Source organism: Kribbella polygonati (assembly GCF_050320105.1).
Classification (GTDB): domain Bacteria; phylum Actinomycetota; class Actinomycetes; order Propionibacteriales; family Kribbellaceae; genus Kribbella.
Genome location: NZ_CP190129.1, coordinates 5,903,149 through 5,924,789, shown reverse-complemented (window position 1 = coordinate 5,924,789; position 21,641 = coordinate 5,903,149). Strand labels below are relative to the sequence as shown.

The window sequence follows — 21,641 nt, the reverse complement described above, 5'->3', positions numbered from 1 at the left end:
ATGGCGAACCTGCGTGCGGGCCTGATCGGCCTCGGCATGATGGGCCGGCACCACGCCCGCGTCCTGGCGTCGCTCGAGGGCGTCGACCTGGTCGCGGTGGCCGACCCGGGCGGTGACAAGTTCAGCGTGGCCGGCGGTCGTCCGGTGCACGAGAACATCGAGCAGCTGATCGCCGAGAAGCTCGACTACTGCATGGTCGCGGTGCCGACCCAGTACCACGCCGAGATCGCGAAGGCGCTGGCCGAGGCCGGCGTGCACGCAATGATCGAGAAGCCGCTGGCCGGTTCGTCGGCCGAGGCGACCGAGATCGCGAAGGCGTTCGAGGCGGCGGGCCTGGTCGGCGCGGTCGGTCACATCGAGCGGTACAACCCGGCGCTGCAGGCGCTGCGGGTGCGGCTGGAGGCCGGCGAGCTGGGCGACATCTACCAGATCACCACCCGCCGCCAGGGCCCGTTCCCGGCCCGGATCGCGGACGTCGGCGTGGTGCTCGACCTGGCCACCCACGACATCGACCTGACCGCGTGGGTGACGCAGTCGCCGTTCGTCACGGTGGCCGCGCAGAGCGCGCACAAGTCCGGCCGGCAGTACGAGGACCTGATCGCGGTGACCGGCAAGCTGGCCAACGGCACCGTGACCAGCCACCTGGTCAACTGGCTGTCCCCGATGAAGGAGCGGCTCACCGTCGTCACCGGTGAGAAGGGCGCGTTCATCGCCGACACCCTGACCGCGGACCTGTCCTTCCACGCCAACGGCACCGTGCAGACCGCGTGGGACGACGTCGCGCACTTCCGCGGTGTCAGCGAGGGCGACATGATCCGGTACGCGATCAGCAAGCCCGAGCCGCTGAAGACCGAGCACGAGGCCTTCCGGGACGCGGTGCTGGGCAAGGAGGCGGACATCGTCACGCTGCAGCAGGGTCTGACCACCGTCAAGGTGGCCGAGGCCGTTCTGCAGTCGGCCTCCGAGGACCGCACCGTCGCCATCGCCGGGGAGAGCTAGTCGATGAAGGTCCTCAGCGTTGTCGGTGCGCGCCCGCAGTTCGTGAAGCTGGCGCCGGTCGCGGAGGCGTTCGCCGCCACCGATCACCAGCACGTGATCGTGCACACCGGGCAGCACTACGACAAGAACATGTCCGACGTGTTCTTCGCCGACCTGCGGATCCCGGACCCGGACGTCCACCTGGGCGTCGGGTCCGGCAGCCACGGTGTCCAGACCGGCGCGATGCTGGCCGCGATGGACGCCGTACTCGACGAGCACAAGCCGGACTGGGTGCTGGTCTACGGCGACACGAACTCGACGCTGGCCGGTGCGCTGTCCGCGGTGAAGATGCACCTGCCGGTCGCGCACCTGGAGGCCGGGCTGCGCTCCTTCAACCGGCTGATGCCGGAGGAGCACAACCGGGTGCTCACCGACCACGCGGCGGACCTCCTGCTGGCCCCCACCCAGGTGGCGATGGACCACCTGGCGAACGAGGGCCTGACGGGCAAGTCCCGGCTGGTCGGCGACGTCATGACCGACGTGTGCTTCCGGGTCCGGGACGCGGTGCAGGACAAGCCGCTGGACGGCCCGTTCACGCAGGGCGAGTACGTCGTCTCGACGATCCACCGGGCCGAGAACACCGACGACCCGGAGCGGCTGGCCGCGATCGTCGACGGGCTCGCCGCGGCCGGTACGCCGGTACTGCTGCTGGCGCACCCGCGGCTGGTCGCGAAGTGCGCGGAGCACGGCATCAAGCTGGAGCGTCCGGACGGTTCGCTGCACGTCCGGGAGCCGCTGGCGTACCCGGAGATGGTCCAGGCCGTGCTCGGCTCGGCCGGTGTGGTGACCGACTCCGGTGGTCTCCAGAAGGAGGCCTTCCTGCTCGGCCGGGTGTGTACCACGCTGCGCACCGAGACCGAATGGGTCGAGACAGTGGCGGACGGATGGAACGTGTTGACATCCGACGTGAGTAAGCTGCCCCAGTTGGCTGCACGGCCGGCTCCCACGGGGGGACGCCCAATGCCGTACGGCGACGGTCACGCTGCGGAGCGTGTCGTCGCCACTCTCGCGGAGTAACCACATGACGAAGGCCGCCGAAGAGAACCAGACAGAGCCGACCCAGGACGCCCCCAGGTCGGCCGCTGTCCCGACCCCACCTCCCGGCGCGCCTGTCAGCACTACCTCCGATGCGAGCCCCCCGCGTCCGAGCGGACGATTGCCACGAGTCGAGTCGCTCACCGGTTTGCGCTGGTGGGCGGCCTTCTTCGTGTTCTGCCATCACATGACCCAGCTGGCGCCGCTGCCGATCTACGACTTCCTGAAGTACGGCGTCTCCGGCGTCACGTTCTTCTTCGTGCTGTCCGGGTTCGTGCTGACCTGGTCGGCGCAGCCGGGGACGAAGATCCGGACCTTCTACCGGCGCCGGTTCGCGCGGATCTTCCCGCTGTACATCCTGACCCTGGTGGCGGCGTTCTTCGTCTTCTACCGGGTCGACCCGCCGGCCGCGATGCCCTGGATCAAGCCGGTGTCGCTCACCGCGCTGGCCCTGTCCGGGCTGCTGCTGCACGGCTGGTCGAACAACCCCACCGTTCTGTACGCCGGCAACCCGGCGGGCTGGACGCTGTCGGTCGAGGCGTTCTTCTACGCGTACTTCCCGTTCGTGTGGCGGCTGACGCGGCGGCTGAAGACCGCGGGCGGCCTGATCCTGTGCGTCGCGGTGATCGTCGTCAGCGGCGCCTACAAGCTGGCGCTGTTCCACTACAAGACCCAGATACCGATCCTGCCGCAGCCGGTGCTGCACTCGGTGGCGTTCCTGTTCGGTATCGGCCTGGCGATCGCGCTCCGGTCCGGGTGGAAGCCGCGGATCCCGGTGTGGTTCGCGTTCCTGGTCACCGGCGGCGGGCTGTACGTGCTCTGGTACTCCGGCTCGCACCCGGCCAACTTCCCGGGCGCGGTCACCATGGGACTGTGCCAGAAGGAGATCCTCACGCTGCTGTACGGCTTCCTGATCCTGGCGGTCGCGGCCCGCGACATTCGCGGCGGCCGGTCACTGCTGCGCAGCAGGCCGCTGGTCGCGCTCGGCCAGTGGTCGTACGCGTTCTACCTGGTCCACGCGACCATCATGTACGCGATCAAGGAGTACCACGGCATCGCCGGCCCGATCGGCTGGTCGAACCTGACCTGGTACGCCGGCGTACTCGCCCTTTCGATCTTCGCCTCGGCGGTGCTCTACAAGCTCGTCGAGCACCCGATGGAGCGGCTGCTCCGAGGCAAACGATGAAGAATCACAACCTAGTGGAGTTGCTGTGCGTGTCAGTGTTGTTGCCTTAGGCAAGATCGGACTGCCGTTGGCGGTCCAGTTCGCGGCCAAGGGCCATCAGGTCGTCGGCGTCGACATCAACGAGAAGTTCGTCGAGCTGGTGAACGCCGGTCAGGAGCCGTTCCCGGGTGAGGCCCACCTGCAGGAGCTGCTCGCCGAGACCGTGGCCGACGGCCGCCTGCGGGCGACCACGGACTACGCGGACGCCATCCCGAACAGCGACGCGGTGGTCGTCGTCGTGCCGCTGTTCGTGGACGAGAAGACCGGGCAGCCCGAGTTCGGCTGGATGGAGAACGCGACCCGTTCGCTGGCCGAGCACCTCACCCCGGGGACCCTGGTCAGCTACGAGACCACCCTCCCGGTCGGTACCACCCGGAACCGCTGGAAGCCGATGATCGAGGAAATCTCCGGTCTCACCGAGGGCACCGACTTCCACCTGGTGTTCTCGCCCGAGCGGGTGCTCACCGGCCGGGTGTTCGCGGACCTGCGGAAGTACCCGAAGCTGGTCGGCGGCCTGTCCGAGGAGGGCGCCAAGCGCGCCACCGCGTTCTACGAGGCCGTGCTGGACTTCGACGAGCGTCCGGACCTGGACCGCGCGAACGGCGTCTGGGACCTGGGCTCGGCCGAGGCCGCGGAGCTCGCGAAGCTGGCGGAGACGACGTACCGGGACGTGAACATCGGCCTGGCGAACCAGTTCGCCCGGTTCGCCGGCCAGAACGGCATCGACGTACACGCGGTCATCGAGGCGTCGAACTCGCAGCCGTACAGCCACATCCACCGGCCGGGGATCGCGGTCGGTGGGCACTGCATCCCGGTGTACCCGCGGCTGTACCTGTACACCGACCCCGAGGCCACCGTCGTCCGGGCCGCCCGCGAGGCGAACGCCGGGATGCCGGACTACACGATCGGCCTGCTCGAGGGCGCGTTCGGCGAGCTGAAGGGCGCCAAGGTCGTGGTGCTCGGTGCGTCGTACCGTGGTGGCGTGAAGGAGACCGCCTTCTCGGGCGTGTTCCCGGCCGTCGAGGCGCTCAAGGCGCGCGGTGCCGAGGTGACCGTGCACGACCCGATGTACACCGACGAGGAGCTCCAGGGGCTCGGCTTCACGCCGTACACGCTGGGCTCGCCGGTGGACGCGGCGGTGCTGCAGGCGGACCACGCGGAGTACGCGCAGCTGAGCCCGGCGGACCTGCCGGGCGTGAAGGTACTCGTCGACGGTCGTGACCGCACCGACCCGGCCAAGTGGGCCGGCGTGCGGCGGATTGTGATCGGAAGGTCGGTCAGCCAGTGACAGATGCCGGCCTGCGGGTCGTGATGATGGTCGCCAACGACGTCACCAACGACAGCCGGGTCCGCAAGGAGGCCGCAGCACTGGCCGAGACCGGAGCAGAGGTGACTGTGCTCGGGGTCTCGGCCAACGGCCTCCCGTCGAGAGAGATGCTCGACGGCGCGCTGATCGTCCGGGTGGCGGTGCCTTATGCACTGCGTGAGGAACGGAAACGAAGCCGTACGGCGCACCGCAACTGGCGGCCGCCGTTGGTGGGCTATCGGTACCGCGCGACCTATGTGGCGCGTAGCCAGCGGATCGCGGCCGAGCTCAAGGAGCTCAAGGCCGACTCCGGGCACGCGATCGCACGGGCCAAGGCGGGCCAGGGAAACCCGATCAAGTACAAGGCCGGCGTGGCCACCCGGCTGCTCCGGCGGGCGCGCTGGAAGGCGGCCGAGCGGGCCGCCTGGGTGCGCAAGGGCGTCGGAAACAAGGCCGACGCTCCGTTCAAGTTCAGCTGGCGGGCGTACGACGGTGTCCTGCACCGGCTGCCGTGGCCGGCGCCGTGGCGCAAGCTGCACCCCGAGGCGCTGGACCTGGAGATCGCGTTCGGCGACCTGATCGACCGGATCGAGCCGGACGTGGTGCACGCGCACGACATGCACGTGGTCGGCGTCGCGGCCCGCGCGGCCGGCCGGGCGAGCCTGCGCGGCCGGCAGCTGAAGGTCGTGTACGACGCGCACGAGTACGTCGCCGGCCTGTCGCAGTACGGCGCCCGCACTCGGCGTTCGATCGCGGCCTGGGCGAACCACGAGCGCGAGTACATCGGCGACGCCGACCGGGTGATCACGGTCAGCCCGGCGATCGCGACCCGGCTGCAGGCCGAGCATCACCTCGACCACCTGCCGACCGTGGTGATGAACACGCCGAACCCCGCTGACGTGTCGGTCGAGGTGTCCGACATCCGCAGCGTGATCGGTCTCGCGTCCGACGTACCGCTGGTCGTCTACAGCGGCGGCGTCACCCGGGCGCGCGGCATCCACACGGCCGTGCAGGCGCTGGTGGACCTGCCGGACGTGCACCTGGCCGTCGTGTGCGTGCCCGCGGTCGCGAACGACGCGGTCCGGGCGCTGCAGACGGAGGCCGCGGAGCTCGGGGTCGAGGACCGGCTGCACTGCGTGGACCCGGTCGGGCCGGACGAGGTGGTCGCGTTCCTGCGTACCGCCGACGTCGGGCTGATCCCGATCCTGCGGTACCCGAGCCACGAGATGGCGCTGCCGAACAAGCTGTTCGAGTACGCGTTCGCCGGGCTGCCGGTGGTGGTCAGCGACATGCCGAGCATGAAGGACTTCGTCGGGCGTACGCGGATCGGAGAGGTCTTCGTCGCGGAGGACGCGCACGACCTGGCGTCGAAGGTCCGGACCGTGCTCACCGACCTGGACAGCTACCGCGAGCGGGTCGCCGATCCGGCGTACCAGCAGGAAGTGTCCTGGGCCGGGCAGGCCGCCAAGCTGCGTGAGCTGTACGGCGAACTGACCGGCAAGCAGCTCGAGGTCCGCCGTCCGGGCGGCAAGATCGAGAAGACCGGGACGCACCTGCTGCTCGGTCCGGTCAACAGCGCGGGTCAGGCCTGGCTGTGGGCGACCGCGCTCGAGCGTGCGCACCCGGACGTCAAGGCCGAGTCGCTCACCACGGGCAGCGGCGCGTTCGACTTCCGCGTGCACCGGACCGGGACGTACCAGCAGTACCGGACGGACCTGCGCTGGCAGCTGGAGCTGACGTCGTACGCGTTGCGCGAGGTGACGCACGTCCTGTTCGAGGCCGGCCGGCCGATGTTCGGGCAGCTGCCCGGCGACATGTGGACGGCCGACGTACCGGTGCTCGACCAGGCCGGGATCAAGCACGGCCTGGTGTTCCACGGGTCGGAGATCCGGGACCCGGCGCAGCACCGCGACCAGTACCGGTTCTCGCCGTTCCGGGACCCGGAGGACGAGCTCACCCAGCGGTTGCAGTCGGCGAACAACAACGTCCGCCGGCACCTCCGCCGCTACAACGGGGCCGGACCGATCTTCGTCACCACGCCGGACCTGCTCGAGTTCGTCGACAACGGCATCTGGTTGCCGCTGAGCGTCGACATCGACACGTTCGCCTCGACCCAGCCGGTGCTGGAGCGGGAGATCCCGGTGGTGCTGCACGCGCCGTCGGCGAGCGCCCTGAAGGGCTCGGTGTACGTCGACCCGGTGCTGAAGGACCTGGACGCGCGCGGGCTGATCAAGTACCAGCGGGTGCAGGACGTTCCGCACAAGGAACTGGCCGAACTGGTGAAGAGCGCCGACATCGTGGTCGACCAGATGCTGCTCGGCTCGTACGGCGTGTTCGCGTGCGAGGCGATGGCGGCCGGCCGGGTCACCGTCGGGCACATCGCGGACCCGGTCCGGCAGTTGCTGCCGACCGACCTGCCGATCGCCGAGGCGACGCCGGACGACCTGGCGGAGGTGATCGAGCGGCTCGTCGCGGAGCGCGACACCGCCCGGAAGCTCGCCGACGCGGGACCCTCGTTCGTGCGGGACCTGCACGACGGCCGGAAGTCGGTCGAGGTGCTGCTGCCGTTCGTCCGGAACGAGTGGGTTCGCGAGGACGAGAGCGAGTAAGTGCGGATTCTGATGATCGCGCAGTCCCCGATCGCCGGGGACTCGCGGATCCTGCGGGAGGCGACGGCGCTCGCCGCGGCCGGTCACACGCTGCACGTGATCGGCCGCGACGTTCCGGAAGGCTTCGAGGTGGGGCCTGGGATCACGGTGGAGTCCGTCTCCCGCTCCTCCGGTCTGCGGGCCGGGAGCGGCGGGCTGACCGTCGGGCACGGGCATTCCGGTCCGAAGGTGCTGGCCAAGCGGTTCGGCCGGTGGCTGCTGCTGCCGGAGCACCGGGCCCGCACGGAGAAGCAGTGGCGGATCGCGGCGGCCCCTCGGGTTGCAGCGGCTGGTCCTGTCGACGTCGTGCATGCGCACGACTTCAACACGTTGGAGCTTGCCGCGGAGTACGCCGCGCAGTGGTCGGCGGCGCTGATCTACGACAGCCACGAACTGTGGTTCGACCGGGCACTCCCTGGTCGTCCCACTCCGCTGTGGCGTGCTCGTGGGCGACGGTACGAGCTCGCGCTCGCCTCGCAGGCACGAGTTGTCTTCACGGTGTCGGACGGGATCGCCGCGCGGCTGCGGTCACGTGGGCTGACGGACGTGCGCGTCGTACGGAACACGTTCCCGCGCGCCGACGACGTACCGCCGGCTCCTTCGAAGCCGGAGGGCCTGCTGTACGCCGGGCGAGTAGGCGCGGGGCGCGACCTGTCGACCGTGGTCGCGGCCGCTCGTGAGCTGGCGCCGTTCCGGACCGTGCTGATGGGGTCGGTGGATCCCAACTACCGCCTCGACCTGGGGCCGGTGGAGACGGTGCCGGAGCGGTCGATCGACGAGGTCGACGACACGCTGCGGACGTACGGCATTTCGTTGGTGACGCTGACGAACACCTGCGAGAACCACCGCCTCGCCCTTCCCAACAAGCTCTTCCACGCGGTCCGCGCCGGCGTCCCCGTGGTCGCCGCCGACCTGCCGGAACTCCGTGCGGTGGTGACCGAACACAACCTCGGCACCCTCTACGAATCGGGCAATCCGCACTCGCTGGCGGCGGCCGTCCGAACCCTCGTCGACAATTACCCCACGTACACCGACGGGATCCGTACGGCCGCCAAGACCCTCAACTGGGAACAGGACGCCACCACACTGGTGAACGCCTACGCAGAACTAGCGTGATGCTTCCACCATCTGCTTCATCAGCTCCACCGGGTCCTTCTCCGGCTCCGGCTGGGCGAGCTGGCCGGCGGCTATGCGCGACTGCGGCGTCTGGGCTGTTTGAAGGGCCTGCGTGTAGCCCGTCAGCGGGAGCGTGAGCGCGGAACGCGCCGGGTCGAGCGTGATGGTCGCGCCCGTGAACGGCACCGACGGGTTGTCCGGTTCGACCGTCAGCACGAGGCCCAGGCGATGCCCGGCCGCGAACACCACATCGTCCGCGTTCAGCTCGAACGACAGGTTGTACCAACGATCCGAACGCAGCGGTTCCTTGGTGTACAACGACTTGTAGTGCCCGACGTCGGCCAGCGTCCGCACCACCACCGACGTGTCCGAGATCGCGGTGTTGATCTGCGTCTGCGCGTAGCACCCAGTGTCGAGCGCGTTCCCGCCGCCCCAGCACACCCGGGTGTTCGGCACGTTCGTCACGTTCACGTACCGGTTCGCCGTACCGTAGTCGACCAGCCGCGCTTTGATGCCTGCGGCAACCTTGTCGACCCGCACCCGGACCGACACCTTCCCGGTCCCGCTGAGCCGGACCGCCTTCGTCAACGGGTCGCTCAGGAACACCGCCCGGTCCGTCCGCGCCGCAGTCGGATCGAGTACGACGGTGTCCTCGGACTCCTTGCTGGTCCCGGTGAAGCTGACCGGCTCGCTCGACGCGCCGGCGATCGACAACCCGCCGGCCTTCGCACCCGCCTTGCTCAGCTTGAGCGTCGTCTGCCGGGACCCGGCCGCCGGCCAGCGCGGCTCGTCCACGAACGACCCGTCCTCGCGCTGGATCGTCGCCTGCGGCGTGTCCATCACGTCGTTCTGCAAGCCCTGCAGCCAGTAGTCGAACCACGGATGCAGCTTGTTCACCCACTCGTCGCGGAAGCTGAACCCGTCCAGGTGCACGCCCTGGTGCAGGAAGATCTTCCGCGGCACGTTCCGCTTCGCGAGCTCGTCCCACCACTCGCCGAACTGCCGGGTCTTGACGTTCTCGTCGCCGAGCCCGTGCACGACGTACACACTGGCCCGCACCTTCGACGCGTCCAGCCGATAGTTCCGCGGGTCCCACCACTTGCTGTACGAGCCGGTCGGCGTGTCGGACGCCTTCTCGATCTCGTCCGTCATCGCCACGCACCGCGGCGACGCGTCGTTGCTCACGTAGTCGTGCAGGAAGCCCATGTACTCGTCGTAGAACGGCACCCCGAACCCGCGGGTGTAGTCGTACCAGCTGGAGATCGCCGCGATCGGCACGATCGTCTCCAGCCCGCGGACGCCCGTACTCGCGACCGAGTTCGCGATCGTCCCGTTCCAGGAGACGCCGATCATGCCCGCCTTCCCGGTCGACCAGTCTGCCTTCGCGGCAGCGCCGTCCGGCGTGTGGGCGGTGGTCCGGTTGTTCAGCCAGTCCACGACGGACTTCGTCCCGAGTACCTCGAGCTGCGCGCCGACGTCGCTGCACCCGGTGGAGCGGAACGTCCCGGGCATGTCGACGAACGCGACGGCGTACCCGCGGGGCACGAAGTAGTTGTCCAGCCAGCTCCCGTACACCTGCCGGGCGCCGGCTCCGTCGAAGTAGCTCGCCGGATCGCTCGCGTAGTACGGCGACGCCTGGATGATTACCGGTACGTCGATACCGGCCGCGGTCGCCTCACCCGGCCGGATGATGTCGACCGTGACCTGGTCGGTGATGCCGTTCGCGTCCCCGTCGAGCCCGGGTACGTCGACCCGCACCCGCTCGTGGATCGCCTTGCCGTAGTCGTACGCCGGCACCGTCTGCGTCCCCTGTACGAAGGGTTTCGCGGTCGGGCCCGCGGCCGCGGTGAGGGCGGCGGCCGGCGCCAGAACGGCGGCGACCAGGAGTGTGAGCCCAGCTCGTAACCGAGTTGTGCGCATTCGGGTATCCCCCTATGGGCGGTAGGTGAACGACTATTCTGTGCACAGAACTCACTCGCTCGCTCACTTCCCGTGTCTTCGCACGGGTAATACTTCACTCGCAACTTTCGCGCTCCGCCCGGCATCAGGTGATCTGAAGGGGGCTGATCCCATGCTGAGAACGGCCATCGGACTGGGCGCGCTCGCGCTCTCGCTGGGTACGACGATCCATCCTGCCGCCGCTGCACCTGCCGCCTCCGGCGCGCGGACGGCCGCGACCGCGGCGTGCGCGCTCGGGCTCGGGTCTTTCGCGAGCAACGGCGACATCGACAGTCAGGTGCTGACGGCGGCCGGCGCGAGCGCGGTGCTGCGTACACCCGACGTGTACAACACGCCGTACAACGTGGGCCAGCCGACGTCGTTCACCGCCGTACCGGCCGGGAACGGGCGGACCACGCGCAGCGGGAAGGTGGTGTGGGGCAGCGGGTACCTGATGCAGAGCACGTACACCATCGGGCGCGACGGGAAGGTCGTCGGGACGCCGGTGTTCCAGCGGATCGGGAACGGGTGGGGCGGGCGGTTCCTCATCCAGTCGCAGTACAAGGCCTCTGCCGGCAGCAAGCCGACGCGGACGATGCTGTACCAGCAGGATCAGTACGGGTTGTTCGGGCGCTGGACGGATGTGGGGAAGGGGCTGCGGAACACCGGGTACGTGACCGGGATGAGCTCGATGAAGTCGTTCACGCTGATCGCGGCGACGCCGACGTACGACATGTTCCTGGCCAACAACCGGGCCGGCGGTCTGTATATGGTCAAGATTCCGGTCACTGTTCCGTTGAAGCCGATCATCACCCCGGTGCGAACCTCCAGTTGGCAGATCTTCGAACAGCTCGTCTCCGCGCCGTGCGGTCGGAACGGGACGCTCCTGCTCGGCATCGACAAAGACACCAACACCGGCTACCTGTACGCCGTCGGCCACGCAGCCGGCACCAAAACCGTCATCAAGTCCCTGGGCAAGGTCCCCACCACGTTCCCCGACTGGAACTACTTCCCCTTCACCCCGGCCTACAACCCGTTGAACGGCGGCTGAAGCACCCGCCCCGGCGGCGAAAGGACACGCCTGCGGCGCGGCTGTGTTTTGGCCGACTTCGTCGGCGCGCGGGAGGTTGATGCGGGGCGGGCCGCTCCGGCGGGGTTGGTGTGGTGGGTGGGAAGGTCACGCCTGCGGCGCGGCCGTTTGTTGGCCGACTTCGTCGGCGCGCGGGAGGTTGACGCCGGAGGGGTGCTCCGGCGGTGTTCGACGCGGTCGGCCCGATCGGCGGCTCGGCGCGGCGGCTGTACGACGCCTGGCACGCGACGATTCAGAGTACGAGGTGCAACTTCACGTCCGCGACGGCGACCTCGATCCGCTGACCCCAGCCCACGCTCAAGGTGTCGGACTCCATGCCGTCTCCGAACACCACCAGGTCCGACTCGGCGGTGATCGTCAGCGAGTCCGGTGCCTTGAGCAACCCTTCGGTGTTGTCCGTACCGGTCGCCGGTGACGGCCAGGCCTCGCGGACGAACCAGCACAGCACCGGATCCGTCGGCGTTGGCAGTACCAACGGACTCCGGCGTTCCTGCCAGGCGGACCGGCACCAGCCGGTCGACCCGGTGCCGGTGCCGACCAGGATCCCGGACGACGACTGCCGCTCGGGCAGCCCGTCCGGTGGCGCGAGCTTGTACCGCGCGGACTGGTGGCTGTGGTGGCCGACGTACACCTCGTTCAGCGCCAGCAGTTGCTGCCCGTCATCGGTGCTCGCGGCAACCATTGTGCGTTCCACGCAATTCAGTGACCTGAGCAGGCCCGCGATCGCCGAGGGTTCGTGCGGGACGAGTACGCCGGGGTTGCGGGCCGGCTCGGGGTTGATCCCGATCACCGGCTGGCCGTCCAGGTACTTCGCCACGTTCGCGACCAGCCCGTCCTGCCCGACCGCGATCACCACGTCCTCCGGGCCGAACCCGAACCGGTCGAGGTCGTTGCGCTCGGCAACCGCTCGCCGCCAGTCCAGCGGAATCGCCGCCGACACCGTGGCGAGCGCGTCCTGCTGCGCCTGGTGCCGCACGTCCAACTCGGCCAGGTCCCGCCCGCGGCCGGCGAGGAAGAACCCGGCCTGTTGCCGCGTCCCGTGCCGGGCGATCAACTCGGTGAGCTCGGTTGCCCGATGCACGATCACCGCGCGGGGTGGGAGGCTCATTCGGCGCCCCCTGCAGTCCGGGGCGGCTGCTCCCCGGCGGTCAGCTTGGTCAGCAGCGGGGTGATCAGGTCGGGCGTCAGGTTCAGCGTGCCGATCTCCGGCAGGGCGCCCTGCTTGATCGCCATCGCGAGGATTGTGCCCTGGTCGAGTTCGGCGTACGCGTCCAGCAGCGCCTTCTCGGCCGCTGCCTCCGCCGTACCGATCACGCGCTTCGCATCCGCCTCGGCCTCCGCGAGCGCGCGCTGCCGGCCGGCCGCGGCCTGGGTCTCGATCTGGCCGGCGGCCGCGGCCTCGGTGGCGCGGGAGCGTTCGTTCTGACCGCGCTGGTTGACCAGCTGCTCCTCGCGGCGGGCGAGTTCGATCTGGTTCTGCAGCTCGTTCTCCGCGATCGACCGCTCGCGTTCGACGGCGAGTGCGCGCCGTTCGTACGTCGCCTTGTCCGCCGCCTGCTGCACCATCTCGCGGGTGGGCGTCTGCAGCGCCTTCTCCACGTCCCGCTCCGCCCGTACGGCGACCACCCGGACGTCCTCGACGCCGATGCCGAGCCCGGTGAGCCGCTCGTCCGTGCGCAGCCCGGCGCCGACCGCCGTACGCAGCGCGGTCATGCCTTCGGACAGCGCCTCGGTCAGCGACATCCGGGCCAGCAGATCGAGCGCGGTCTGCTGGGCCAGCTCGGTCAGCAGGCCGCCGAGCTGCTCCAGCGGCGTGGACCGCCACTGCCCGCTGGTCGGGTCGATGCCGAAGTCGAGCCGGCTCGCGGCCAGCGCCGGGTCGATCACCCGGTACGTGACGGTCGCCTGCACCGCGACGTCCTGGAAGTCCTGTGTCCGCCCGTGGAACAGCAGCGGCTGCTCGCGGTCGTCGACCGGGACCTCGCTCAGCGACGAGTTCAGCGCCCTGAACCAGAACGCCTGGCCGGCGCCGTCGTGCGCGAGCTTGCCGTTCCGCAGGTGCCGCACGTGGGTGGTCGGGTTGGCCCGCAGGTGACTGATGAAGCCGAACCGGGTGATGTCTGCCATCTCTTGCTCTCCTTGTCGTCACTATGACGATAAGGGTCGAGGTGACTTCTCGTCAAGGTGACGATTAGAGTGGGCGGCATGGACTTCGTGCCGCTGGGCCTGGCCACCGACCTGGTCATCCTGACCGTCCGCGACGGTCGCCTGCAGGTGTTGCTGATCCGTCGCGGCATCCCGCCGTACGCCGGGCAGTGGGCGCTGCCCGGCGGCTTCGTCCGGCCGGACGAGGACCTGGAGGCGACCGCACGCCGGGAACTGGCGGAGGAGACCGGCCTGTCCACCGAGCGGATCCACCTCGAACAGGTGGCGACGTACGGCGCTCCCGATCGCGACCCGCGCGGCCGGGTCGTCAGCGTCGCGTACCTGGCGCTGGTCCCGGATCTGCCCGCCCCGGTAGCCGGCTCGGACGCGGCGTCCGCCGGCTGGATCGACGTACGGGAGGGCGGCGAGCTGGCGTTCGACCACGGGCGGATCCTCGCCGACGCGGTGGAGCGGGCCCGGGCGAAGCTGGAGTACTCGCCGCTCGCGACCGCGTTCTGCCCGCCGGAGTTCACGATCTCCGAGCTGCGCGGCGTCTACGAGGCCGTCTGGGGCATCCCGCTCGACCCGCGCAACTTCCACCGCAAGGTCACCAAGACCCCCGACTTCGTCGCACCCCTGGGAACCACCACAACCCGCGACGGCGGTCGCCCCGCCCAACTCTTCCACCGCGGCACGGCCACGACCCTCCACCCACCGATGACCCGTTGACCTCCAGTCCACTGCAGGTGGTTGCGTGTCCCGCATGACCTTCGCCGGACGCCACGTCCTCGTCACCGGAGCCGGCCGCGACACCGGCCGCTTGCTCGCGCTCGCCTTCGCCGCCCGCGGTGCGCACGTCCTCGCCACCGCCCGTACGGCGGCCGCGGCCGAGGAGACGGCCGCGCTGATCCGGGCCACGGGCGGCCTTGCGGCTCCCGCCGTACTCGATCTCGCCGATCCCGCGTCGATCGAGCGACTGGAGGTCGAGCGGCTCGACGTACTCGTGAACAGCGGCGCTCGCTACCTGGGGCCTCAGGCTGATCCGCAGGACATCAGCGAGACGATTGCCGGCGCTGCCGCGGGGACCGTGCTGCTTACAGAGCGCCTACTGCCGCTGCTGAGGGCTTCTGCTGCAGCTGACATCGTCAACCTGATCTCGGCGGCCGGGGAGGTCGGTCAGCATCGCTCAGACGCGCATGGCGCGTTCTACGCCGCCAAGCACGCGCAGGCCGGGTACGCCGAGATCCTGTCCGAACGGCTGCGGCCGGAGGGGATCCGGGTCATCTCGCTGTTCCCGCCCGACTTCGTGCAGGACGGGCCGCGGGAGAGTGGGTGCGAGTTGACGGCCGCGTCGGTGGTCGAGTGTGTGCTGTTCGCGGTGGGTCAGCCGCGGGACTGCTTCATCCGAGCTTTCGCGTTCGAACAGCTAGCTCTTCCGCGGTGATCAGGTTGGTGTGGGTGCCGGCGCTCGTGCAGGCCCAGGAGGCGGCGAGGGTTGCGGCCTGGGCTGCCTCGTGCCACGAGGCGCCGTCCAGGTAGAGGGCCAGGAAGGCGGCTACGTAGGCGTCGCCGGCACCGTTGGTGTCGACGACGGGGCGGTCGGGGAGGTCGATGGCGGGGAAGTGCCGGACCTTCTCGCCGCGGAGGTGCAGGTAGCTGCCGTCGGCGCCGGCCATCGCGACCACCACGTCCGCGCGGCCGTTCGCGAGGATCCACTCGACGCCGTCGTCCGGGAGTGCGGCCTTCGAGACGAACACGATGTCGGATGCGGTCGCGAAGTCCTTGTGGTGGTCGTTGCGGCCGTCCCAGTCGTGCAGGTCGGTGGAGATCGAGCGGTCCGCGGCGATCGCGTCGCCGAGCGCGTCCCGGGCGAAGTCCATGATCGAGACGTGTACGTGCTCGGCGCGCCGGATCAGCGGCCGCCAGAGGTCCGGGTCGACGCGCAGGCCGGCCGGGTGCCGGGCGTCGTACATCGACAGCCGGCGGCCGTCCGGGGCGACCAGGTTCACCGACCGGCGGGTGCCGCTCGGGTGCAGCACGACGCGCAACGGGATCCCGAGTTCGGCGTACGTACGCCGGATCCGCGCGCCCTCCGGGTCGTCGCCGATCACGTCCACCAGCCCGGCGTTCAGCCCGAGCAGGTGGCAGCCGAGCGCGACCCCGTGCCCGGTGTGCGCCAGGTACGTCTCGATCGGTTCGCCCGGAACCGTGTCCACATCCGCCAACGGCAGGCTCGGCACCCGCACGATCGTGTCGATGCCTACCCCGCCGATGACCAGCACATCCAACTCCACGGGTCCCGTCATACCCGACTTTCGCCAAGGATCACAGGTGTCTTTCGCCAGCTGACTGACAGTCCACAGCCGTGCACTGTCAGTCCCCGGAGTGCTACTGCTTGATCGGTGCCCCGGTCTTCTCCTGCAGCTCGTCGAATGTGACTCCCTCGGCGAGCTCGACCAACTGCAGCCCGTCGTCGGTCACGTCGAGCACCGCGAGATCGGTGATGATCCGGTTGACCACCCCGCGGCCGGTGTACGGCAGGTCGCACTCCGCGAGGATCTTGTGCGAGCCGTCCTTCGCGACATGCTCCATCAGCACGATCACCTTCTTGGCGCCGTGCACCAGGTCCATCGCGCCGCCCATCCCCTTGACCATCTTGCCGGGGATCATCCAGTTCGACAGGTCGCCGGTCGCGGACACCTGCATCGCACCCAGGATCGCGGCGTCGATCGCGCCGCCGCGGATCATCCCGAAGGACAGCGCCGAGTCGAAGAACGACGCCCCGGGCAGCGTCGTGACGGTCTCCTTGCCGGCGTTGATCAGGTCCGGGTCCTCCTCGCCCTCGACCGGGTACGGCCCGACGCCGAGGATCCCGTTCTCGGACTGCAGGACGACCGTGACGCCGTCCGGGATGTAGTTCGGCACCATCGTCGGCAGCCCGATGCCGAGGTTCACGTACTGCCCGTCCTCGAGCTCGGCCGCGGCCCGGGCCGCCATCTGCTCACGCGTCAACGGCATCTCAGGCATCCTTCCGCGGCTGGACCGTACGCTTCTCGATCGGCTTCTCGATGTCCTTGCCGACGGCAACGACACGCTGGACGTAGACGCCCGGCAGGTGGATCGAGTCCGGGTCCAGCTCACCAGGCTGGACCAGCTCCTCGACCTGCGCGATCGTCACCCGGCCGGCCATCGCGGCCAGTGGGTTGAAGTTCCGCGCGCTGCGGTCGAACACCAGGTTCCCGTGGGTGTCGCCCTTGAGCGCGTGCACCAGCCCGAAGTCGGTGGTGATCGACTCCTCCAGGACGTACATCGTCCCGTTGATCTCCCGGGTCTCCTTCGGCTCCGACGCCTTCGCGACCGACCCGTCGGCGTTGTACAGCTGCGGCAGCCCGCCCTCGGCGACCTGGGTGCCGACGCCGGCCAGCGTGTAGAACGCGGCGATCCCGCAGCCGCCCGCGCGGAGCTTCTCGGCCAGCGTGCCCTGCGGCGTCAGCTCGACCTCCAGCTCGCCGGACAGGAACTGCCGGGCGAACTCCTTGTTCTCCCCGACGTACGACGAGGTCATCTTGGCGATCCGCTTGTCACCGAGCAGGATGCCGAGTCCCCAGCCGTCGACGCCGCAGTTGTTCGACACGACGCGGAGTCCGGACACCCCCTTGTCGTGCAGCGCCCTGATCAGCTCCATCGGGTTGCCGGACAACCCGAACCCGCCGACCGCGAGGCTGGCCCCGTCCTCGATGTCCGCCACCGCTTCCTGCGGCGACCCGTACGTCTTGTCCATCAGCTGCTCCGTTGCAGTGTCGGTCCCGATTCGCTCCGACTCTAACCAGCGCCGCACCTCGCCGCGATGTGGCTGACCCCACAGTCGCGCCGGGCGATATCCCCAGGGGTACTACGCCGACGCTTCGGACGCGTTCAGCGCGGCCAGCTCGTGCAGCGCCTCGAAGTGCGCGTCAGGCAGCTCAGGGATCGTCAGTACGGCGGACAGGTGCGCCCGCGCCGCCGGGAGGTTCCCTGAACCGCGCAAGGCCCGCCCCAGCCCGATCCGGGCGGCTGCCACGGTCTCCGGAAGGTCCGCGTGCTCACCGATCGACAAAGCGCGGCTGTAGTCCTCGTGAGCGTCCTCCAGCTTGCCCAGCCGCCGGTAGAGCTCAGCACGCTCGCACAGCAGTAGCGCAGTCTCCTCGGTGAGGCACAGGTGCTCTGCCAGCTCCAGGGCCTCGGTAGTGGCGTCCAGAGGCTCGTCCACGACCTGCCGGAGCGCACTGAGCGCCAGGAACATGCCCCAGCGGTCCTCCAGCATCCGGAACCGCCCCAGCGCCGTACGCAGCGCCTGTGCGGCCTCACCGGGAGGCCCTGGCGTCGTAAGACCCGGGTACCCGCGGCACAGCTCAACGGCGGCCCGGGTCCACGCGTCGCCGCTCTCGTTCCGCTCCAGCACCTCGTCGACCACGGCGGCCGGCTCGAACGGCCCGAAGACCAGTGACCACAGCAGCACGGTCACGGAGTACTGGAACGGCGCTGTGGTCGTCAGGACGATCTGCTGCGCGAGCTCGACCTGCTCCTGCTCCGCGGACGCGGCGCCGTGGATCACGGCCAGCAGGTACTCCTCGTCCAGGCCGACCGGGACGGTCCGGCCGAGCATGCTGAGCACCCGCTCGGCCGCCGCCGCAGCCTCGTCCTGGAGCCCGTGCGACCACCAGTACGCCGAATAGCGCGCGACCAGCCGGAGGGCGGTCCGCAGGTCGCTCTCGCACGCGCGTTCGATCGCGCTGACGACCTGGTCCGCCTCCAGCCCGTGTGGTTCGCCGGAGCCCCCCAAGTTCACGTGCTTCATTGTCTCCCGGTCGTGTTAACGCCGTGTCACGGGGCCCTAGAAACGCAGCACGCCCCAGGTGGACGGCTGGTGCATGTCCTCGATTCCCTGCGGTGACCAGACCCAGAACTCGATCTCCTCACCCTTCACGTAGGCGCCGTCGACGACCTCGTGCGGCCACTGGCAGCGCATCAGGTTCATCCGCCACTCGTCACCGGGGTTCGGGGGCGTGGCGCGGCCTTGGTTGTACGCCGCCAGGTCCGCCCACGGTACGGCGAGCTCGACCGTCCAGCCCTTGTCCGTGTCCGACGGGTCGTTGAGCGTGCCGTCGACGTGGATCGCGGTCCGCAGGCCGGGCAGGTTCGTCGGGTCGATCGGGACGCCGCCGTCGACGTACGGCTTGGGCAGCGTGAGCTCCCAGATCGTGCCGAGCGGGTTGATCTCGAACTCGTAGTAGTTCTGCCCGTCACCGTCCGGATCGAGGAACAGCTCGAAGTTGTTCTCGAAATACAGCCGGCTGTTGTGCTCGGTCATCGTCGACCAGACGTGCGGCTCCTCGAGCTCGCCGCCGACGTACAGGTACCGGTCGTCGTACATCAGCTTCGACCGGGTCCGGAACCGCGGCGCCGGGCCGTCCGCGATCGGCACGAAGTCGGTGGTCCAGGCGGCGGACGCCCAGGCCGGGTCGGTCAGGGTGCCGTCCAGGTTCGGCGCGGTGGGGGTCCGGCGGCACTCGTAGACGGGCAGGTCAGGCATCGGCACGCTCCAGCAGTCGGGCGACGAGATTGGCAAGCAGGAAGGTGACCGCGGTCAGCACCGGTACGGCGGCGATGATCCACGGCGAGTCGAGGTGGCCGGTCAGGAACGCGACAACCAGCGCGACCATGAAGGCCACGCCGAGGAACGGGATCAGCCGCGGGTGCGGCATCGCCAGCCGGCTCAGTGTGAGCCCGCCGAGCACCATCGTCACGCCCACGATCAGCACCAGCAGCGGCAGGCCGAGCGCGCCGCAGTTCGTGGTGTCGCGGAACCGCTCGCAGCCACGTTCGCCCAGCCAGACCCCGGCGATGGTCGCGAACCCGCAGAGCAGCCCGACCACGGCCAGAATCAGTGCCGGCGGCAACGGCGGCGCGTCGTACCGCCGCGAACGCTGCTCGGCGGCCTCGTCGTCCTCCTCCTGGCTCATTGCCGCAGGTTATCGGGCTCCCAGAGAGTTAGCGATGGCATCGCGCACGTCGGTTTCACTCGGTACGGCGATATCCCGCTCGGCCGCGAGCTCCGCGAGCGAGACCATCGTCACGTCCTGCAGGCCGCAGCTCGTGAACGTGTGAAAAACGGTCATGTCCGGGGCGACGTTCACCGAGAACCCGTGGCTGGTCACGCCGCGCCGGATCCGCATCCCGATCGAGCACAGCTTCCGCCCGTCCGGTGTCCAGACGCCGACCAGGCTGCTCGCGCCCTTCGGCGTGTCCCGGCGGACCAGCGGGAACCCGAGCGAGCCGAGCGCCTCGATCAGCCCGTTCTCGACCCAGCGCACGATGTCGACCGGGCCGCGCCGGTGCAGGTCGACGACCAGGTACCCGACGAGTTGGCCGGGACCGTGGTACGTCGCGAAGCCGCCCCGGTCGACCTCCACCGTGGGAATCCCGGCCGCCTCCACGGGCAGGTCGTCGAGGATCGTCCGCGGGCCGTACGTGATCACCGGGGGATGGCTCAGCAGGAACAGCCGGTCCTCGGCCTTCCCCTCGACGCGCTCCTCGACCCAGCCGCGCATGTTCTTCGCCGCGACGTCGTACTCCACCTCACCGAGATCAACCCGCTGCATGCCTTCACACTAGGCCGTACGGTGCGCGGTGCAGGATGTCGTACAGCACCTGGCGGTAGACCTTGCTGCCTTCCGGCTGCAGCCACGCGTGCAGCTCACGTGCGGCGGACCGTGCCGCCAGGCAGGTGACCTTGGCGTCAGCACGGTCCTGGGTCCGCACGGTGGCGCCTGTGTCCGGGTGAATGACCAGGAAGCCGCGTACGTCGACCTGACGCAGCCGGCCGCGCCAGGACTCGACAGCAGCCTCAAGAGCGGGCGCAGGGCTCTCCCAGGGCTGCCCGTTGAGCTGCAGGCCCCCGTAGGCGTCCAGGGAGTACGTCCCGCCCGGGCCGACGATCGAGACGATCAACGCGGCCCGATGGCCGTTCAGCAGCAGGTGGTCGACAACCATGGCCCCGAGCTGCGCCCCGTTGACGAGCTTCGCACCGGGCAACGCGGTCAGCACCGGGTCCAAGAGCTTCGCCGTACGTCGGTGGAGCATCACGTCGTACGGCGAGATCGACGCCGCGAGCGTGTCCGCGACGAGCGGCTCACCCGGCTTGCCCCACAGGTTGAACTCGAACGCCGCCTCCCGGTCGATCGCGACGTCCAGTTCGTGGTACTTCGACCAACGGCCGGTGATGAACCGGGTGATCACGAGACCGCCGCAGATCGCGCCGAGCACCAGCCGCTCGAGCGTGCTGCCTTTGTGTGCTGTGGACAGGCTCAGGATCAGCATCAGCAGGTAGAAGACGGCCGTGAGGCCGCCGATCACCTTGAACAGGCCGTGGAGCGGCACCCGCCTGGTCCAATGCGGAGGCAGGGCCAGGAACACCATCGCGGCGGACCCGACATCGAAGACGATGTCCCAGAAGCCGACTCCGCTGGTGACCACGATCCAAGCGACCAACAGTGTGAAGCACACCAGCGCCACCAGTGCGGGGATCCGCCACTGGCCGAAGGTCGGGTAGATCAGCACTGGGCCGGCGCCGTCCGAGCGCACCGGGTCCGGGCCGGAGGGTTCGCTGGACCACGGCTGATCGGTCGACCACGTCCACTGGGGCTCGGGATCAGGCTTCGGCTGCCGCGGCGGCTCGGGGTGCCGGGGCCGCGGCGGGGTCGCGTGGCCGTCGAGGGAGCGGTCGTACGCGGCCCGCTTCGCCGGGTCCGAGAGCGTGGTCCACGCCTCCTGCACGAGCCGGAACAGCGCCGCGTTGCCGCCCTGGTCCGGATGCACCTTCAGGGCCATCTTCCGGTACGCCGACTTGATCTCCGCCGCACTGGCCGAGCGCTCGACGTTCAGCACCTCGTAGTGGTCGGCCCCGCTCAACCCCGCACCTCCGCGACACGTCCGAAACGCACTGAGGGCCAGTCACCGCAGTGACTGACCCTCAATGGTGGTCGGGCTGACAGGATTTGAACCTGCGACCTCTTCGTCCCGAACGAAGCGCGCTACCAAGCTGCGCCACAGCCCGAAGTC

At 69.6% G+C, this 21,641-nt stretch carries 20 protein-coding genes and 1 tRNA gene; 9 read left to right on the top strand and 12 right to left on the bottom strand.

The window, feature by feature from the left end; all coding sequences use genetic code 11:
* The 6 genes from ACQHIV_RS27950 to ACQHIV_RS27925 are packed head-to-tail and all read left to right on the top strand — an operon-like array spanning nucleotide 1 to nucleotide 8,368.
* Nucleotides 1-999, top strand: a complete 999-nt coding sequence (locus tag ACQHIV_RS27950) for a Gfo/Idh/MocA family protein (protein ID WP_427886607.1) — start codon at nucleotides 1-3, stop codon at nucleotides 997-999.
* A 3-nt stretch (nucleotides 1,000-1,002) separates the two neighbouring features.
* Nucleotides 1,003-2,055: a non-hydrolyzing UDP-N-acetylglucosamine 2-epimerase gene (gene wecB, locus ACQHIV_RS27945; protein ID WP_427886606.1), complete on the top strand. Its 1,053-nt coding sequence runs from the start codon at nucleotides 1,003-1,005 to the stop codon at nucleotides 2,053-2,055.
* Between the two features lie 4 nt (nucleotides 2,056-2,059).
* Nucleotides 2,060-3,259, top strand: a complete 1,200-nt coding sequence (locus tag ACQHIV_RS27940; RefSeq protein WP_427886604.1) for an acyltransferase family protein — start codon at nucleotides 2,060-2,062, stop codon at nucleotides 3,257-3,259.
* A gap of 25 nt (nucleotides 3,260-3,284) precedes the next feature.
* The gene (locus ACQHIV_RS27935) at nucleotides 3,285-4,586 is read left to right on the top strand and encodes a nucleotide sugar dehydrogenase (RefSeq protein ID WP_427886602.1); all 1,302 of its coding nucleotides are present in this window, start codon (nucleotides 3,285-3,287) and stop codon (nucleotides 4,584-4,586) included.
* Nucleotides 4,583-7,213, top strand: a complete 2,631-nt coding sequence (locus ACQHIV_RS27930; protein WP_427886601.1) for a glycosyltransferase family 4 protein — start codon at nucleotides 4,583-4,585, stop codon at nucleotides 7,211-7,213. Before ACQHIV_RS27935 ends, ACQHIV_RS27930 begins: the two co-directional genes overlap by 4 nt.
* Nucleotides 7,214-8,368 carry a glycosyltransferase gene (locus ACQHIV_RS27925; protein ID WP_427886599.1) on the top strand — a complete coding sequence of 385 codons (1,155 nt, stop codon included), beginning with the start codon at nucleotides 7,214-7,216 and terminating at the stop codon, nucleotides 8,366-8,368.
* On the opposite strand, the gene ACQHIV_RS27920 is transcribed toward ACQHIV_RS27925, so the two are convergent.
* The gene (locus ACQHIV_RS27920; RefSeq protein ID WP_427886597.1) at nucleotides 8,360-10,288 is read right to left on the bottom strand and encodes a CocE/NonD family hydrolase; all 1,929 of its coding nucleotides are present in this window, start codon (nucleotides 10,286-10,288) and stop codon (nucleotides 8,360-8,362) included. The two genes, ACQHIV_RS27925 and ACQHIV_RS27920, sit on opposite strands and share 9 nt — an antisense overlap.
* A 151-nt stretch (nucleotides 10,289-10,439) precedes the next feature.
* On the opposite strand from ACQHIV_RS27920, the gene ACQHIV_RS27915 reads away from it, so the two are divergent.
* On the top strand, nucleotides 10,440-11,357 hold the full coding sequence (locus ACQHIV_RS27915) for a hypothetical protein (protein WP_427886595.1): 918 nt from the start codon (nucleotides 10,440-10,442) through the stop codon (nucleotides 11,355-11,357).
* A 271-nt stretch (nucleotides 11,358-11,628) separates the two neighbouring features.
* On the opposite strand, the gene ACQHIV_RS27910 is transcribed toward ACQHIV_RS27915, so the two are convergent.
* Nucleotides 11,629-12,504 carry a hypothetical protein gene (locus ACQHIV_RS27910; RefSeq protein ID WP_427886593.1) on the bottom strand — a complete coding sequence of 292 codons (876 nt, stop codon included), beginning with the start codon at nucleotides 12,502-12,504 and terminating at the stop codon, nucleotides 11,629-11,631.
* Nucleotides 12,501-13,523, bottom strand: a complete 1,023-nt coding sequence (locus ACQHIV_RS27905) for an SPFH domain-containing protein (RefSeq protein WP_427886592.1) — start codon at nucleotides 13,521-13,523, stop codon at nucleotides 12,501-12,503. Before ACQHIV_RS27905 ends, ACQHIV_RS27910 begins: the two co-directional genes overlap by 4 nt.
* A 78-nt stretch (nucleotides 13,524-13,601) precedes the next feature.
* Between ACQHIV_RS27905 and ACQHIV_RS27900 the strand changes: the two genes are divergently transcribed.
* Together ACQHIV_RS27900 and ACQHIV_RS27895 are read left to right on the top strand one after the other, a co-directional pair.
* Complete coding sequence (locus tag ACQHIV_RS27900) at nucleotides 13,602-14,270, top strand: NUDIX hydrolase (RefSeq protein ID WP_427886590.1); 669 nt, start codon at nucleotides 13,602-13,604, stop codon at nucleotides 14,268-14,270.
* A gap of 34 nt (nucleotides 14,271-14,304) precedes the next feature.
* Complete coding sequence (locus ACQHIV_RS27895; RefSeq protein ID WP_427886588.1) at nucleotides 14,305-14,985, top strand: SDR family NAD(P)-dependent oxidoreductase; 681 nt, start codon at nucleotides 14,305-14,307, stop codon at nucleotides 14,983-14,985.
* Here ACQHIV_RS27895 and ACQHIV_RS27890 read toward each other — a convergent pair.
* The 9 genes from ACQHIV_RS27890 to ACQHIV_RS27850 all read right to left on the bottom strand — a co-directional run bounded on the left by ACQHIV_RS27890 (nucleotide 14,942) and on the right by ACQHIV_RS27850 (nucleotide 21,636).
* Complete coding sequence (locus ACQHIV_RS27890) at nucleotides 14,942-15,847, bottom strand: carbohydrate kinase family protein (RefSeq protein ID WP_427886586.1); 906 nt, start codon at nucleotides 15,845-15,847, stop codon at nucleotides 14,942-14,944. The two genes, ACQHIV_RS27895 and ACQHIV_RS27890, sit on opposite strands and share 44 nt — an antisense overlap.
* Before the next feature lie 82 nt (nucleotides 15,848-15,929).
* Nucleotides 15,930-16,559, bottom strand: a complete 630-nt coding sequence (locus ACQHIV_RS27885) for a CoA transferase subunit B (RefSeq protein WP_427886585.1) — start codon at nucleotides 16,557-16,559, stop codon at nucleotides 15,930-15,932.
* 1 nt (nucleotide 16,560) lies between these two features.
* Complete coding sequence (locus tag ACQHIV_RS27880) at nucleotides 16,561-17,322, bottom strand: CoA transferase subunit A (RefSeq protein ID WP_427886583.1); 762 nt, start codon at nucleotides 17,320-17,322, stop codon at nucleotides 16,561-16,563.
* Nucleotides 17,323-17,433: 111 nt separating this feature from the next.
* A complete protein-coding gene (locus ACQHIV_RS27875) occupies nucleotides 17,434-18,369 on the bottom strand; it encodes a tetratricopeptide repeat protein (RefSeq protein ID WP_427886582.1) in 936 nt (311 codons plus the stop codon).
* A gap of 45 nt (nucleotides 18,370-18,414) precedes the next feature.
* Nucleotides 18,415-19,113, bottom strand: coding sequence for a carbohydrate-binding family 9-like protein (locus ACQHIV_RS27870; protein ID WP_427886580.1), 699 nt, complete (start codon nucleotides 19,111-19,113; stop codon nucleotides 18,415-18,417).
* A complete protein-coding gene (locus tag ACQHIV_RS27865) occupies nucleotides 19,106-19,543 on the bottom strand; it encodes a hypothetical protein (protein ID WP_427886579.1) in 438 nt (145 codons plus the stop codon). The genes ACQHIV_RS27870 and ACQHIV_RS27865 overlap by 8 nt, the downstream gene beginning before the upstream one ends.
* Nucleotides 19,544-19,552: 9 nt before the next feature.
* A complete protein-coding gene (gene lipB, locus ACQHIV_RS27860) occupies nucleotides 19,553-20,182 on the bottom strand; it encodes a lipoyl(octanoyl) transferase LipB (protein ID WP_427886577.1) in 630 nt (209 codons plus the stop codon).
* A 4-nt stretch (nucleotides 20,183-20,186) separates the two neighbouring features.
* The gene (locus ACQHIV_RS27855; RefSeq protein WP_427886575.1) at nucleotides 20,187-21,491 is read right to left on the bottom strand and encodes a J domain-containing protein; all 1,305 of its coding nucleotides are present in this window, start codon (nucleotides 21,489-21,491) and stop codon (nucleotides 20,187-20,189) included.
* Nucleotides 21,492-21,559: 68 nt separating this feature from the next.
* Nucleotides 21,560-21,636, bottom strand: a tRNA-Pro gene (locus ACQHIV_RS27850).
* Between the last annotated feature and the right edge of the window lie 5 nt (nucleotides 21,637-21,641).

Excerpts from the sequence above, each read along its gene's own strand:
- ACQHIV_RS27870 (WP_427886580.1), bottom strand. The coding sequence starts at position 19,113 with ATGCCTGACCTGCCCGTCTACGAGTGCCGCCGGACCCCCACCGCGCCG.
- ACQHIV_RS27895 (WP_427886588.1), top strand. The coding sequence starts at position 14,305 with ATGACCTTCGCCGGACGCCACGTCCTCGTCACCGGAGCCGGCCGCGAC.
- ACQHIV_RS27885 (WP_427886585.1), bottom strand. The coding sequence starts at position 16,559 with ATGCCGTTGACGCGTGAGCAGATGGCGGCCCGGGCCGCGGCCGAGCTC.
- ACQHIV_RS27890 (WP_427886586.1), bottom strand. The coding sequence starts at position 15,847 with ATGACGGGACCCGTGGAGTTGGATGTGCTGGTCATCGGCGGGGTAGGC.
- ACQHIV_RS27950 (WP_427886607.1), top strand. The coding sequence starts at position 1 with ATGGCGAACCTGCGTGCGGGCCTGATCGGCCTCGGCATGATGGGCCGG.
- ACQHIV_RS27940 (WP_427886604.1), top strand. The coding sequence starts at position 2,060 with ATGACGAAGGCCGCCGAAGAGAACCAGACAGAGCCGACCCAGGACGCC.
- wecB (WP_427886606.1), top strand. The coding sequence starts at position 1,003 with ATGAAGGTCCTCAGCGTTGTCGGTGCGCGCCCGCAGTTCGTGAAGCTG.
- ACQHIV_RS27865 (WP_427886579.1), bottom strand. The coding sequence starts at position 19,543 with ATGAGCCAGGAGGAGGACGACGAGGCCGCCGAGCAGCGTTCGCGGCGG.
- ACQHIV_RS27915 (WP_427886595.1), top strand. The coding sequence starts at position 10,440 with ATGCTGAGAACGGCCATCGGACTGGGCGCGCTCGCGCTCTCGCTGGGT.
- lipB (WP_427886577.1), bottom strand. The coding sequence starts at position 20,182 with ATGCAGCGGGTTGATCTCGGTGAGGTGGAGTACGACGTCGCGGCGAAG.
- ACQHIV_RS27920 (WP_427886597.1), bottom strand. The coding sequence starts at position 10,288 with ATGCGCACAACTCGGTTACGAGCTGGGCTCACACTCCTGGTCGCCGCC.
- ACQHIV_RS27900 (WP_427886590.1), top strand. The coding sequence starts at position 13,602 with ATGGACTTCGTGCCGCTGGGCCTGGCCACCGACCTGGTCATCCTGACC.
- ACQHIV_RS27905 (WP_427886592.1), bottom strand. The coding sequence starts at position 13,523 with ATGGCAGACATCACCCGGTTCGGCTTCATCAGTCACCTGCGGGCCAAC.
- ACQHIV_RS27910 (WP_427886593.1), bottom strand. The coding sequence starts at position 12,504 with ATGAGCCTCCCACCCCGCGCGGTGATCGTGCATCGGGCAACCGAGCTC.
- ACQHIV_RS27880 (WP_427886583.1), bottom strand. The coding sequence starts at position 17,322 with ATGGACAAGACGTACGGGTCGCCGCAGGAAGCGGTGGCGGACATCGAG.